General features: G+C 41.0%; 11 protein-coding genes and 1 pseudogene. 10 read left to right on the top strand and 2 right to left on the bottom strand.

Translation table 11 applies throughout. The annotated features are described in order from the left end of the window. Positions 1-169: 169 nt before the first annotated feature. Together BMZ58_RS12440 and BMZ58_RS12435 are read right to left on the bottom strand one after the other, a co-directional pair. Complete coding sequence (locus BMZ58_RS12440; RefSeq protein ID WP_208601418.1) at positions 170-1,369, bottom strand: thiolase family protein; 1,200 nt, start codon at positions 1,367-1,369, stop codon at positions 170-172. Next, on the bottom strand, positions 1,356-3,419 hold the full coding sequence (locus BMZ58_RS12435; protein WP_075036877.1) for a 3-hydroxyacyl-CoA dehydrogenase/enoyl-CoA hydratase family protein: 2,064 nt from the start codon (positions 3,417-3,419) through the stop codon (positions 1,356-1,358). The genes BMZ58_RS12440 and BMZ58_RS12435 overlap by 14 nt, the downstream gene beginning before the upstream one ends. A 96-nt stretch (positions 3,420-3,515) precedes the next feature. Here BMZ58_RS12435 and BMZ58_RS12430 point away from each other — a divergent pair, with 96 nt between their 5' ends. The 10 genes and pseudogenes from BMZ58_RS12430 to BMZ58_RS12385 all read left to right on the top strand — a co-directional run bounded on the left by BMZ58_RS12430 (position 3,516) and on the right by BMZ58_RS12385 (position 13,933). Beyond that, positions 3,516-4,355, top strand: a complete 840-nt coding sequence (locus tag BMZ58_RS12430; RefSeq protein WP_083412723.1) for an IclR family transcriptional regulator — start codon at positions 3,516-3,518, stop codon at positions 4,353-4,355. Positions 4,356-4,360: 5 nt separating this feature from the next. Beyond that, complete coding sequence (locus tag BMZ58_RS12425) at positions 4,361-5,137, top strand: IclR family transcriptional regulator (protein ID WP_075036875.1); 777 nt, start codon at positions 4,361-4,363, stop codon at positions 5,135-5,137. A 339-nt stretch (positions 5,138-5,476) separates the two neighbouring features. Beyond that, positions 5,477-7,024 carry a class I adenylate-forming enzyme family protein gene (locus BMZ58_RS12420; protein ID WP_083412719.1) on the top strand — a complete coding sequence of 516 codons (1,548 nt, stop codon included), beginning with the start codon at positions 5,477-5,479 and terminating at the stop codon, positions 7,022-7,024. Between the two features lie 33 nt (positions 7,025-7,057). Beyond that, on the top strand, positions 7,058-8,434 hold the full coding sequence (locus tag BMZ58_RS12415; protein WP_075036874.1) for a xanthine/uracil/vitamin C permease: 1,377 nt from the start codon (positions 7,058-7,060) through the stop codon (positions 8,432-8,434). Between the two features lie 121 nt (positions 8,435-8,555). Further along, positions 8,556-8,960: an acyl-CoA thioesterase gene (locus tag BMZ58_RS12410; protein WP_075036873.1), complete on the top strand. Its 405-nt coding sequence runs from the start codon at positions 8,556-8,558 to the stop codon at positions 8,958-8,960. 242 nt (positions 8,961-9,202) lie between these two features. Further along, positions 9,203-10,435, top strand: coding sequence for an FAD-dependent monooxygenase (locus tag BMZ58_RS12405; protein WP_075036872.1), 1,233 nt, complete (start codon positions 9,203-9,205; stop codon positions 10,433-10,435). Positions 10,436-10,452: 17 nt separating this feature from the next. Then, positions 10,453-11,028 (top strand): hypothetical protein, encoded by a 576-nt coding sequence (locus BMZ58_RS12400; RefSeq protein WP_075036871.1) that lies wholly within the window; start codon positions 10,453-10,455, stop codon positions 11,026-11,028. 324 nt (positions 11,029-11,352) lie between these two features. Beyond that, positions 11,353-12,309, top strand: a pseudogene (locus tag BMZ58_RS12395) (fumarylacetoacetate hydrolase family protein). Further along, a complete protein-coding gene (locus BMZ58_RS12390; protein ID WP_075036870.1) occupies positions 12,306-12,797 on the top strand; it encodes a DinB family protein in 492 nt (163 codons plus the stop codon). Before BMZ58_RS12395 ends, BMZ58_RS12390 begins: the two are co-directional and overlap by 4 nt. 14 nt (positions 12,798-12,811) lie before the next feature. Further along, a complete protein-coding gene (locus BMZ58_RS12385; RefSeq protein WP_075036869.1) occupies positions 12,812-13,933 on the top strand; it encodes a cupin domain-containing protein in 1,122 nt (373 codons plus the stop codon). The last annotated feature ends 267 nt before the right edge of the window (positions 13,934-14,200 follow it).

Below are 14,200 nucleotides of genomic sequence, written 5' to 3'. Positions count from 1 at the left end.
GTAAAAAGCGAATTAAAGCACATTAAAAGCTAAAAAAGCTGTCGAGCGCGACAGCTTTTTTAGGGTTAAATCTCTTACGTATGTGTCAGCCTTTTTTTCCTTTAAGAAAGTACGAAAAGGAAATGCTGGGATTAACTTAACTAGTACTTCCCAACCAATGGAAACACTGTCAACCAATCTTTAAAACGATCGCAGCTCCATTATCACCTGCTGCACACCCTGTGACCAAGGCGTATCCTCCACCTTTATCTACAGTTTCTTCTATAGCTTCAATTAATAAACGGCCGACAGTCGGCGCCTGGGGATGTCCAAACACTAAGGAGCTACCATAGTTATTGAAATGCATAGGGTCTATTTCTAATGCTTTCCCTAAATATAAATCATTGACAATAAAAGGATTATGATTCTTAATAGTCGTAATGTTCTCTATGGATAACCCAGCTTTTTCTAAAGCCATCCTGACGGCAGGTACAGGAGCAGCCGGCATCCTTGCTTTCTCTACTCGTGAATAACCATAGGACAAAATTTGAATAGGGATGCTTGGATCTGTACTTAGACGCTCGGCATGCTCTTGTGTGGTTACGATAATCCCGGCATTGCCATCTGCCGGGTGTGTCTGACCTCCGAAGGATACAATTCCGCCTTCTATTGTCGGCTTCAGACGGTGTAAGGCTTCTGCTGATGTTTTGGTAACACCTTCATCTCTTTCCACGATCTTTGTTTCTCGTTTGGAGACTGCGATTTCTACTGGCTGCATATATCGTTTCTGAAAGACTGCATCATTTTTTAAAGAATCTTCGTATTGTTCGTATCTTCTTAATATAAGTTCATCTGCTTCTTCCTTGGTAAATCCGTTTTCTTTGGCGACGTTTTCAGCAGTCATTATCATTCCCTGTCCAGTGGAAGGGTCTGCAGCCATGTTATCTAAGTTCCAATTTTCCGATATAACCTGCCCGCCTAAACCTTTAGGGTTAGGCCATATAGTATGCGGTCCATTCGAACATCGGTCTGTTAATAAGCAGTATCCTGTATTCATATTTCCAACTTCAATGGAAGCGGCTGCATTATATAAGGAAGTGGATGATGTTGCACAGGCATGCATCACGGTTTGGCCTGGAACGTCTGGAGCACCCATCATTGTCGCTGCCCAGGAAGAACCATAAAATACACCTTTTTGACCAACGGTAATACCAAGATATAGGAAATCTAACTCTTCATTGGGATCAATACTTTTTGATTCAAACCATTTTTTACTGCTTCTTGCTCCTAACTCCATTGAATTTTCATTTTGAAAACTGCTCTGCCATTTGCTGAAGGGAGTGGAATAATATCCGCCATAAGGTATATATGCTTTATTAAACATGCTCATAATTATCAGTCTCCCCTATAAAAACCGGTTGGGTATTGCTGATAGAGGCGGTAAGACCTCTCAAAGCATCTTCCGTGCTGAAGATTGCCGTCAAGTGGTTTAACTCAAGCTCAATGCCATCGTCAATAGTAAGCTCTGCTTGTTTATTGACTAAATGATTTATCGTTTTTAATGCAATCGGTCCTTTAGCACTAAGTATGTTTATTAGTTTTTCTGCTGTTTCCTTGTTTATAGCCCCAGGCTTTTTGCCACTTAACAGCATTTCAACGTTATGGTCAGCAAATGCCTGCTTATATTTGTTTAATGTGTTTGGAATATTTCTATCCTCATATTTATCCGAACGACCTTTTTTAACCATTGCTTCCACAGTTTCTTGAATGTTTTCTAAATTCGTCAATTCTGTCACTAAGTTTAATTCTTTCGCTTCTTCTGCTCTAATAGCTTTGCCTGTCATAACATAATATTTTGTTAACTCTTTCCCGATATGGTGGTTTAAACGGAGCATACCTCCAAGGCCAGGGTAAATACCTAAACCGCTTTCAGGAAATGCCATAGATCCCTGATCTGTTGCAACAATGGCTTGACATGCCAGGGCCAGTTCACTTCCTCCTCCAAGCGATAGACCATCTAAAATGGCAACCGTCTTTTTATCAGATGTTTCTATTCTTCTGAATAAATGATGACCTCTTCTAGTGAAAGCTACATTTTTTTCAATATGATTATTTTCTATACAGTCGATAAAAAATTTAATATCCGCCCCTGCGACAAAGGCTTTTCCTGCACCTTGTATTGCAATTCCATTTATATCTGGGTTTTCTTCAGCGCTCTCAAAGGCCTCTTCCAGCTGTTCGACGACCCCTGGGTTTAGAGCATTCATTGCTTCTGGACGATTGATAGTAAGGTAAGCGATGGAATTTTTCACTTCTGTATCTACATATTTGAATGCAAATGGTTTATTGTTTTCTGCCTGTTCTTTCAGCATAGATGGATGGTGGAAGGAGGGCCGTTTGGAATATAGCTCATTCACGATGGAATAAGATTCCTTGATTCCCATTTTATTCATTAGTTCGAAAGGTCCCAGCTTCCATTTTAATCCGACTTTAGCTCCTATATCTGTGTCTTCTATACTTGCTACTCCTTCTTCGACCTGCGCTGATGCTATACCAAATACTACAGCAAGCAAATGCTTTTTAATATCATCGAAATTCTCCTCCAGGACTTCTCCGTTTAAATCCCATTCTTTTTGACTTTCTACCTGTTCTTTCAATAAGTTTGCTGGGGCATAAAATTCACTGATTTCTTTAGCTAAATGAGACGAAGAATGTTCAGCAATAGGAAGTCCGGTAACATTCATCAATTCGAAAGGTCCCATACCTATCTCAAATGCTTGCTTTGCTGCGGCGTCGATCGTCGGAATATTCCCGAACCCTTCTTCCAACAGATGTACCGATTCATTTAAAAAGGGAACAAAGTAACGGTTGACTGCAAATCCAGGGGAATCTTTCACCGTTATACATGTTTTATTATGAAGTTTTCCAATCAAAAGAGTGGTTTCAATCGTTTCTTTACTTGTTCCTTCATGGGGAATCACTTCTACTAGTCTATTTTTAGCCGGGTGATAGAAATAGTGCATGCCTATTACTTTATCCGGGCGAACCGTGCATTCAGCAATGTCTTTTACAAATAAACTGGATGTATTCGTAGCGAGGATTGTTTTCTCAGAGCAGATAGCATCAAGCTTTTGAAACACACTTGATTTTATTCCTATATCTTCGAAAACGGCCTCTACGACTAGATCGGCATCCTCTAAGTCTTCGTAGGAAGTGCTGCCATGAATACGATCCATTACTTCGGTTACCTGGTTTTCATTAAAAATCCCACGGGTTACCCCTTCTTCAAGAGTGGACCTTATATTTGTAACTCCTCGATTTACTTGTTCTTCTTTCAGATCAACTAAGATCACATGCAGGCCTTCTTGAGCCATCTTCTGGGCAATCCCGGCACCCATATTTCCTGCTCCAACAACGCCCAGCTTAAATTTCTTTCCCATATTTTTTTGCCTCCTACTATGAATAATTTCTATTGGATGATTTTCCTTGCACTATGATTGTCTTTATTCTATGACGCGGAATAGGGAAGGGAAAGGTTGATTTTCTTTTATATGGAACGTATATTAGGAGAAACTGGTCCTTCAGGGAGGGAGAAGATGAGTCATCGCACAAATACAAGCCTCGAAAATGCGCTGTATGCATTAAAAAGCTTTTCCGGCAATAATCCGGAACTGGGTGTTAGTGAACTATCAAAAAAATTGGATATAGGAGTGAGTACTGCGCATCGTCTGCTTGCATCATTAGCTGACGAGAACTTTATCGTTAAAAATAGGGAGACACAAAAATATTCACTTGGCCTTTCTATTCTTGAATTAACAAATACGGTGACGGAGCAGATCCATATTATTCGCGAGTCCATCCCAATTCTCCAACGTCTGAGAGATGAGACAGGGGAAAGTGCACATTTAAGTATTATCGAGGACACAAATGTTATTTATCTTCAAAGGTTAGAAAGTCCTTACAATACTCCATTAGAAACATTCCTTGGGAAAAGGAATCCCGTTTATTGTACAGGGGCAGGTCAGACTATTCTTGCCTATCAGTCTGAAAGCGAAATGGATAGAGTACTGGCCTGTGATATGAAAGCGCATACATCATACACCATAACAGATACCGATAGATTGAAAGCAAAGTTTGCTCAAATAAGGAAATCCGGATTTACGATCAGTGATCAGGAATATGAAAAAGATTTTTTCTCTATCAGCTCTCCTGTATATAATAAGGAAAACTCAGTGATTGCTTCTATGAGTATCGTTGGTCCTGTGCAGAGAATGAAACCGGCTAAAGATAGTCTCATTGATAAAGTGATCACCGCGGGAAGGGACTTGTCAAAAGTAATAAAACAACGGCTGGCTTCTGTCAATAGAAAAGGATGATAGGTATGTCTTCACAGAAATATCTGCTTACTTCAATCATTAATGCCATGAGAATCCTCAACCTATATAAAACAAGCAAAAGTAAAGAACTCAGTGTGACGGATATATCAACCCGAGCTGACTTGCCGAAAAGTACTGCCCACAGATTAATCACTACATTGCGAAGAGAAGGTTTTTTGTCCCAGAATCCCCGGAATGGTAAATACCGACTTGGATTATCACTGTTGACTCTCGGTGGTGTGATTTCTGTGCATAAAGAAATTTATCGTGATACTTTTCCTTTCGTAGAACAACTTGTTAGAGAGGTGGACGAAACTTGCCATATATGTCTGCTTGAAGAAAAACATTTAGTATTTTATTATCGTGAGAACAGAAATGAACCCGAAAATCTTGTAACAAATGAAGGCCGGAAAGGACCTATCCATTGTACAAGTGCTGGTTTAGTCCTGCTTGCTTATCAGGACCCGGCATTCAAGGAGCAAGTTTTATCCAACCCTCTCCGAAGTTACACCCCGCATACGGTAACTAACCCGGAGGAACTCCAGACTCGCCTTGATTCGATCGAAAAAGAGGGCTTTGCGGTCTGTGATGGAGAATACTATGAAGGGTTCTCCAGTGTAGCTGTACCTATAAGGGATTATTCCTCTAATGTTGTCTCCTCCTTGACAATGATATGTCCCACCAAACGGCTTAAGGCAAAGGAAATCTCGTTTTATGTAAATCGGTTGAAAGAAACAGCTGACGATATCTCGGAGGAATTGGGGTATTATGGGGAGCTGTGATAGGACGGAAATCATTTCGATTGAATGATTTCCGTTTTATATTGAAAGAAACTAGTGCATTGGCCTTTTCATACGGGAAATCTTTACAAATTATCCAAAAAGCCAGATAGTTCATTAGTAAGCCAAAACGACAAAGGATTCGCCTTGTTTCTCCGAGCAATAATACTATCAGATAAAACTTTTATAAAATTCAAAAAGTAATCAGTTGTTCCATATAAGAGAAAATTCTATGGCTTCGGGAGAATTCGTCTACTTATAATTGAAAGCGATTACAATCGTTGGGAGGTCAATGTTGGTAAAACACTGAATGTAAATAGGAATTCTAAAAGAGGTGAAATGATGGTGAAGACTCCATTCATAGAGACAATAAACGACGTAATAAAAGAGTCAGTGAAAAATTACGGAGATAGGGAGGCTGTATACGATCAATATGAACGGTTGACGTATATTGAATTATGGAAGCAAAGCATGAGGCTGGCGGAAGGACTCAGGAAATTAGGTGTTAAAAAGGGGGACAGAGTCGCTGTCTGTTTGCCTAACTGGAACGAAACTGTTGTGGTGTTTTTTGCGACAGCAAGACTGGGCGCAGTATTAGTTCCTTTTAACCCTACGTATCGTTCAAATGAAATAGAGTATATATTAAAAAATGCTGAACCCGAAGTTTTGTTTATTACTGAAAGGTTTAGTGAGAGTATGGAAAAATCAAGAGCATTGAGTTTAGTAAAACATGTGATTTCAGTTCGCTTTAATGATCGTGATTGCATTGCCATTCAAGAATTACAAATGAATGAAGGGAAGAGCTCCACAGAAACTGCCGTATCTCCTGAAGATTTATTTTGTATTTTATATACTTCTGGCACTACCGGCCTTCCCAAAGGAGTGATGATTTCCCATGGAAGCGTTTCGAAGTGTTCTACTGCGGTAGTAAATGAAATGCGGTGCAATGATGATGATGTTTTTATTGTTCCTGCTCCTTTATTTCATATATTCGGGATCGCCTGCAATTTAATTGCAGCAGTTGCTGCTGGCGCAAGAATGGTGCTTGTCGAGAAATATAACCCAAAGCTGATGCTGGAATTAATAGAACAAGAAAGAGTTACCGTCCACCAGGGGGTTCCAACAATGTTTTTGAAAGAACTTGAAGTTCCGGGTTTCGAAAACTATGATTTGTCGTCTCTTCGTACTGGAATGGTAGGAGCAGCTCCTATATCCCCAGAACAGATGAAAAAGATTCGAGAAAAAATGGATTTTCATTTATGCCAGTCTTTCGGAACTACCGAGACAAGCGGTGGTGTAACCATTAATGGTTATGACGATGATGAAGCTTCCATATTGAAAACTCTAGGGAAACCCTTCGAAGGAATAAAAATTAAAATTGTAAATGAATTCAAGGAGGAGCTTCCTGCTGGAAGTACAGGTGAAATTGCCGTTCACAGCTTTGGAAACATGAAGGGTTATTACAAACTCCATGAAAAAACTAAGGAAGTTTTGGGAGAAGGAGGCTGGTATTATACAGGAGATCTGGGGTTAATGGATGAGGAAGGGAATCTTCACTATGTAGGAAGAGAGAAAGAAGTGATCATACGCGGAGGACTTAATATTTATCCAAAGGAAATAGAAGCTCTGCTATACGAGCATGAGAACATCTCCGAAGCAGCCGTGATCGGCCTTCCAGATGAAATACTGGGAGAAGTAGTGTGTGCTGTCGTCCAGCTTCATCCAGGGAAAGCGATGACGGAGCAAGAAGTGAAGGACTATGTATCAGCTCACCTGGCTATATATAAAACGCCAGCTTCTGTAATTTATGTCGAGCATATTCCAATGACGTCCAGTGGTAAAATTCAAAAAGTAAAGCTTAAAAAACAGCTCATCCCCAAACATGGCTAAAACCAACGGTCAACAAAAAAGAGGAGGGTATCGATGAAGAAACACAAGCAACCTGAAGTTCAGTCCCATTGGAAAATAGGAAACTATCAGATGCGTCTGCCTTTCATTCATTATCGACTGGAAACTCCAGAATTAATTCAAGGAATTGTGATATTTACTATCGGATTAAGTATGATCGAAATCATGACTGGTCCTCTTGGCATGTCCTATAGCGCTGCACTGGCTATCGTTATCTTCGGTCAGTTCTTTATGCTGTTGCCACCGATGTTAGGAGTGCCTTTTGTTCCTGGGTTCATTACTCCGCTCATCCCTGTTCTTATTGTGTTTGTAAGCGGGTTTGAACCTGGGGCACAGGCTATACAAGCATTAATAGCTCTTCAATTAATAGTGGCCTTTATCTTCTTATTATTCGGGGTCACTGGGCTTGGGAGAATATTTGTAACAAAACTACCATCTTCATTAAAAGCAGGAATCCTGATTGGTGCTGGAATAGCAGCAATAATGACAGAAATTGAACCTGGAGGAAGACTTGCTGAAACTCCGATCACCCTTATAATAGGTGGGTTTCTATGTTTATATACCATGTTTTCAAAGTCCTTCCGCAAACTTCATGATAATAATAGATTCCTTCGTTTTATTGCCAATTACGGGATAATGCCAGCTATCATCGTGGCTATTCTAATAGGATGGATCATTCAGGAATATCCTTCGCCGCAAGTGGAATGGGGAATTACGATCCCTTCTTTAACCGCTATGTGGAATGTCACTCCATTTGCAATCGGTTTTCCAGGGTGGGATATTTTCATTGCTGCTGTCCCTACAGCTATCCTTGCCTACATTATTGCCTACGGGGATGTCATTGTTGGAGATAAACTCATTGAACGGTCGAGTACTTTCAGGCCCGATGAAAAGATTGAATACAATACGAATCAAATTCATATGTTGACATTTGTCCGGAACTTCGTCCATGCCCTGTTTTTCCCTCATCCAGGCTTGGCTGGTCCTATATTCACTGCAGGAACAGCTTCCGTTGCGGAAAGGTATACGTTCGGGAAAAAAGCGATGCAATCTATATTTTCAGGTACAAACTCCTTGCTAATTTCTTTAGCACTGGCAATTTTTATTCTTCCACTCGTTACTTTGTTTCAACCGTTTCTGCCCATAGCACTCTCGATTACTCTTATACTAACTGGATACTTATGCATTACAGTCGGTATTCAACAATTGAATAATGAAAAAGAGATCGGGGTAGCCGGTGTAATGGGGATCGTCCTTGCTGTATATGGTGCTGCTTATGGATTGGTAGTTGGTGTTTTCCTTTATCTTTTCATCCAGCGTGAAGACATTTTCCCAAGAAAATCCCAGTCCGAAGAGAATCTACAAGAAGAAGAAAGAATAGAGAAGATTTAACTGTCGTCATAACAAAATACACCCTCTAGAGTAAGAAGTTTAGAGTTTATAGGAAGTAAATGGGAACAGAGTTTTTTTACAGGAATTCTATAACGAATATAGCAACCAGGAGGAGTAACCATTGAAAAATACCCATCATCTTAAAGTTAGATTTGGGGATACTGATGCAGCCGGCATTGTCTTCTATCCGAATTATTATAAATGGCAGGATCAATCCACCCATGAATTATTTGAAGCCGCAGGCTACAGTATATCTAAGCTTCAGAAGGAAGATAAGGTAATCATTCCATTATTGGAAGCCTTTTGCCAGTTCAAATCTCCCCTTTTCTTTGAAGATGAAGTAAGCGTTCAGACAGAAGTTAGAGAGATCAATAAAAAGATTTTTAAAGTGGAACACCTGTTTTTCAGGGAGGAAGAACTGGTTGCTGAAGGATATGAGTTGAGAGCATGGACCTCCACAGCTAGTGAAAAGCCAAAAGCGATTCCTATCCCTGAGTCTGTACAAGAAACTTTATTGGATGATTGAAAAAAAGCAAAAAAGCTATGTTCTGAATTCGCTTTGGAACATAGCTTTTTATTTTGTAGCGGGGAGTAATGGTTGATCGATCGGACACAAAGCTTTTCTTACTCTCTATAAATTATTTGCTTTTAAATTTTCCGTTAGTGTTCCATATATAAGAATAACTCTCTCCTATAGACAAGTGCTTTATTTTATACTGAACTCACAATAAAAATTGTAAATAATCTGAAAAAAAGGAGCATTTGATTATGAGTGAACAAACGAAGAAGCGTACAGCTATCGTTGTAGGTGCTGGGCCTGTCGGTTTAACTGCTGCCCTTACCTTAAAGAGCAGGGGTATATCCTGTGCGGTGATAGAAGCGGATCCTGAAGATCGTCCCCGCCCTGGAAGCCGAGCCATCTTTCTGCACAATGCATCTTTAAAATTATTGGAAAGTCAATATAAAGGCTTAGGATTTACCTTGGCCAGAAATGGGATTGTCTGGCCAGTGAAACGCACCCTTTACAAAGGAAAAGAAGTGTATAAAAAAGATTACGGCATTACGAACACTCATGATCCCCATAAGCTTCCTCCTTTTACTGCCCTTCATCAGGATGAAATAGAAGGTCATATCTATGAGGCCTGTATGCATGCCGGTGTAGAGTTCATCTGGGGAACACCTGTGGCTGACTGTCAAACCACGTCTGAAGGAGTGACAATCACTACTGAGTCAGGAGACGTATGGGAAGCTGATTATGTAATCGGGGCTGACGGTGGCCGATCCGTTGTCCGAAATTCAGTCGGTTTAAAATTTGAGGGACCTCGTACGCAAGATACTTTTCTTGTTGTAGATTTGGAAGAAGACGAAGATAATCCTCTGCCACTTGAGCGGATTTTTCACTATCAACATCCTGCAATGGGAGGAAGGAATGTCATGCACGTTCCTTTCAAAGGAGGATGGAGAGTCGATTTGCAGTTACTTGAAAATGATGATCCAGAAGAATTCAAAGACGTTGAGGGTGTCAAGAAATGGCTTCCTAAAGTGATGGATTCTAAATACGCAGATAGAATTAAATGGGTCTCTTCTTACCGTTTTCATCAAGTTGTCGCTAACTCTTTTACGGATGAAAATCATAGAGTCCTGTTGGCTGGTGAAGCTGCTCACTTGTTCGCGCCTTTTGGGGCGAGAGGGCTTAATTCCGGGGTCCCTGATGCCATCATTGCAGTAAATGGTATTGAAAAAGCCTTGGAAAGTAAGAGTGATGAAGAGAGACAAAAGGCCATCTATGCTTCAGCAAAGGAACGGAGAATTGCTGCTAAATGGAATAGAGACGGCTCTACTACTGCTTTGCACCACTTGCAAGGAGAATCACCTGAAATGAATATGAAAAGGGAAGTAGCAGCATCTCTCACAGCGGTAGCACCTAAACTGGGACGCTGGCTGGATGAAGGTCCTTATGGTCCCAAATTTGGACCACCTGAATTGACTACTAAATACTAATCAAGGGAGCGAGGTCTATGGCAATAATATCAGATGCTCCGAAGAAAAAGCTCTTTGGACCCAATGATAAACGAGTCAAGACATTGATAGACAGACTGATAAATATGGATTGGTATCATCAAATAGGAACGAAGAATGTAAAAGTAGAAGAAAAACTGAAAAAATTCATGGAAGCCTTTGACTTATATGACTATGAAAAAGAATGGGTCTCTATACAAGAGGTTCCTGATAAAATTAGTAATTTAAATTTAGAAGATACCAAACTTTGGGATCGTCTAAAGGAGGTACCGGAGAGAATTAATAATAAGGGTATAGAAACTGGCAGAAAAGATGCTTTGGATCTGTTAGTCAGTGATATACCGGAGCTTGTTTATCATGGTTCATTTAAAGGGGCATATAGAACCTACCAAGATCAAAAAGCTGTTTCCTTGGTAGTAGGGCACGCCTTGTATGTCAGTCTTCTGGCTTGTACATGGGAAGTTATAGCAGACCAGGCTGGATGGGAAAACAACCCATTTCTTTATCTGATTGATATATTGGAAGAAGGACACCTACCTATTGGGCCGCAGCAAAATATTTTTTATTTAGTGTAGGAAAACAAGAAGTCATGGTGGCATTAGCGGAATCCATATTTCTCCTTGCTCTGGTGAAGCAGTCGTAAGAGAGTTCAAGGAAGTTAACGGGCTCAGAAAATGGGATGGAAGGTGGAAATTAAGTAGCAGGATGAAATCATATTTTCTGTAAATTTGAAAGCGCTTTTAAAGAGAAGTGACAGCTTAGAGTAGAAATGAAGTTCGTAATGATCAAGCACTATCACGATTTGAACGGCAGTCATGAAGGATCGAAGGTATGAAGTGAATAAATGAATATTTCTAAAAATTTAACCGGGATGAAATTTGAATGGAGGAGAGAAGCATATGAAACTAGTTAATTATACTGCAAGCAAACAAGAGAAGCGAACAGGAGTCTATAAGGATGGCCGGATTATTGATTTAAACAGAGCTTATGAGAATCACAAAGCTTCATGAGGAAGCCAGATGGCAAAAAAACTGGCTGATGTGTATGTCCCTTCAGATATGTCTTTACTGCTGGAAGGTGGAGAAGAAACGTTACAGGAAGCGAGTGAAGCGGTGAACTACGTGTTAGAAAGCGGTCTTGAAGCAGATGGAGAGGTCGTATTTGATAAAGAATCTGTCAAGTTGGAAGCGCCGGTCGGAAAACCGAACAAGATCATCTGTGTCGGTCATAATTATCGCGAGCACATTCTGGAGATGAAGCGGGAACTTCCGGAAAACCCTGTACTGTTCGCAAAATTCAATAACACCATTTCAGGTCCTCAAGATCCCATCGTGAAAAAAGACGTATCCGACCAATACGACTTTGAAGCAGAGTTTGCTTTCGTCATCGGCAAACAGGCAAAGAACGTAAAGGCGGAAGATGCTCTTGATTATGTGGCAGGCTATACAATTGCGAATGACGTAAGTGTCCGTGATCTCCAAAAACGTACGTTGCAATGGCTCCAAGGAAAAAGTGTGGATGGCACCCTTCCACTTGGCCCTTGGCTCGTGACGAAAGACGAAGTGCCAGACCCGCATGCTCTTGACATTGAGTTAAAAGTTAACGGAGAAACCAAGCAGAAATCAAATACTGGGAATCTAGTTTTTGATGTGAATCGTCTCGTTGATTTTGTCTCCCACCTCATCACCCTTGAACCAGGCGATATCCTTCTTACCGGAACACCGGGAGGAGTAGGCGTCGCCCGTGATCCTCAGGAATTCTTGCAAGAAGGAGATACAGTCACGATCAGCGTCGATCAGGTCGGTGTATTGGAAAACGTAGTAAAGAATGAAGCAAAAGCGGAGGTGCATGTATGAGCCTGACAGAACAATACCAACAACAAATCAAGGACAAAGTGAACACGTACTTGGTGGTCTCTAATGTCTCTGAGGAGATTGTGAGATGGAAGCCATCGGAAGACGAATGGTCAATTTTACAAGTCCATTCACACGTGAATGAGTCCCTTAATTTCTGGATCCAGGATCTTGTAGAAGCTGTGGACGGAAAAGCGAAATGGGGGCGTACGTTGAAACATGAAGGGCGTCTTAAAGCCGTGGAAGACGTGGAGGACCTTGATATTGCAGGCATTCGTGACGAAATTGATGCAAGTAAAGAGAGAGTCCTCACCGAGATCGGCAAAATGGATTCAGAAGTGTTTAAGCAGGAAAAAGAACACGTCAATCCAAAGTTCGGTGTGAAACCTTTATCTTTCCTGGTCGAACATTTCATTATCGAGCATATTGGAAAGCACATCACCCAAGTCGAAAGAAACATTGCCAATTATAAAGAGAAAGTCCATCAATAAGGAGGAGTTTTAAAATGGAACAAAACGATTTCATGAAAAGTAAGGAAGTCCAGCAATTTGATGAAGATATCAAACAGCATCACCTCGGCCCGCTCTGGCATGCGATTCCAAAGCTCGCTTCTAAAGAGCCGAATAAGACGGTCCAGCCTTACTTGTGGAAGTGGAAGCTGATCAAAGAAAAGCTGGAAGACGCTACAGAGATCTTCACTCCAGAGCGAGGAGGGGAAAGAAGGGCTATTTATCTACAGAATCCAGGGCTTGAAAATCGTGAGCCTTATGGATGGGGGTCCACGACATCCACCATGTATGTGGCTGTCCAGCTGATTCTTCCGGGAGAAACAGCACCTTCCCACAAGCACACGCAAAGTGCCTTGCGTTTTATCAAAGAAGGAGACGGGGCATATTCCATTGTGGATGGCGAACGCTTATTCATGGAAGAAGGCGATTTCCTTTCTACACCGAAAGGACGATGGCATGGACATTCTCAGCCTGGGGATAAGCCGATGTTCTGGATCGATGTCCTGGATATCCCGACCATTTACTTTTTAAACGGCTCCTTCTTTGAAGGACACCCGGATGGTCTCGAGAATCCGTCCCTTCCAGATAACTATTCTGCCAGAAAATATGCTGGAGGGCAGGTAAGACCCCCTCAAGACAGAGATAGCGCGCATACTCCACTTGGAGCTTATAAATGGGAGCAAACGAAAAGGGCACTGGACAGCATGTCGGATTTCGAACCGGACGCTTACGACGGCTACTCTGTTGAATATTTAAGTCCTTCCAATGGGGAAACAGCACACCCAAACATTTCATCAAGAGTTCAAAAGCTGGAAGCGGGATTCCATTCTAAAGCTCATCGTCATACAAGTTCTACCGTGGTCCATGTATTTAAAGGGGAAGGTTATACGGTGATTGATAACGTCCGTTATGATTGGGAAGAAGGAGATATTCTAGTCATTCCGAATTGGGCGTGGCATGAGCACGTTTCCACATCTACAGATGACACGTACCTGTTTACAGTAAGTGATCTGCCGATGATGGAGAAGTTCGGGTTGGAGAGAGAAGAAACTTATCAGGAGAGCGATGGTCACCAAGAGGTGAAAGACGTGTTTAAACCTGAACTGCTACGCATATAAGATAAATATTTATATAAGGTAATTTGAATAACAAGGTCAATCAGATCTATATCTGGTTGACCTTAACTTTATCATATTAGAAGCGCGGGGATGGTCTGGAAAAGGGTTCGTGTTCGTGGTAGCTTTATTAGTTTTGCAATTGACACAAGTCGTATACTCCACTCTGGTTTTACATGAATGTATTGCTCATAAATAATTATGCCTATTTTATAATCTAACCTATAGTGGTTTAAACACTGGTGAAATTGGGACTTTTAGTTTATAAAA

The organism is Halobacillus dabanensis, assembly GCF_900114165.1.
Lineage (GTDB): Bacteria > Bacillota > Bacilli > Bacillales > Halobacillaceae > Halobacillus > Halobacillus dabanensis.
This window is presented reverse-complemented; position numbering and strand designations above follow the sequence as displayed.

Bases quoted from the DNA above. Each gene is read 5' to 3' on its own strand.
- BMZ58_RS12420 (WP_083412719.1), top strand. From the start codon at position 5,477: ATGGTGAAGACTCCATTCATAGAGACAATAAACGACGTAATAAAAGAG.
- BMZ58_RS12385 (WP_075036869.1), top strand. From the start codon at position 12,812: ATGGAACAAAACGATTTCATGAAAAGTAAGGAAGTCCAGCAATTTGAT.
- BMZ58_RS12400 (WP_075036871.1), top strand. From the start codon at position 10,453: ATGGCAATAATATCAGATGCTCCGAAGAAAAAGCTCTTTGGACCCAAT.
- BMZ58_RS12415 (WP_075036874.1), top strand. From the start codon at position 7,058: ATGAAGAAACACAAGCAACCTGAAGTTCAGTCCCATTGGAAAATAGGA.
- BMZ58_RS12405 (WP_075036872.1), top strand. From the start codon at position 9,203: ATGAGTGAACAAACGAAGAAGCGTACAGCTATCGTTGTAGGTGCTGGG.
- BMZ58_RS12390 (WP_075036870.1), top strand. From the start codon at position 12,306: ATGAGCCTGACAGAACAATACCAACAACAAATCAAGGACAAAGTGAAC.
- BMZ58_RS12425 (WP_075036875.1), top strand. From the start codon at position 4,361: ATGTCTTCACAGAAATATCTGCTTACTTCAATCATTAATGCCATGAGA.
- BMZ58_RS12435 (WP_075036877.1), bottom strand. From the start codon at position 3,419: ATGGGAAAGAAATTTAAGCTGGGCGTTGTTGGAGCAGGAAATATGGGT.
- BMZ58_RS12440 (WP_208601418.1), bottom strand. From the start codon at position 1,369: ATGAGCATGTTTAATAAAGCATATATACCTTATGGCGGATATTATTCC.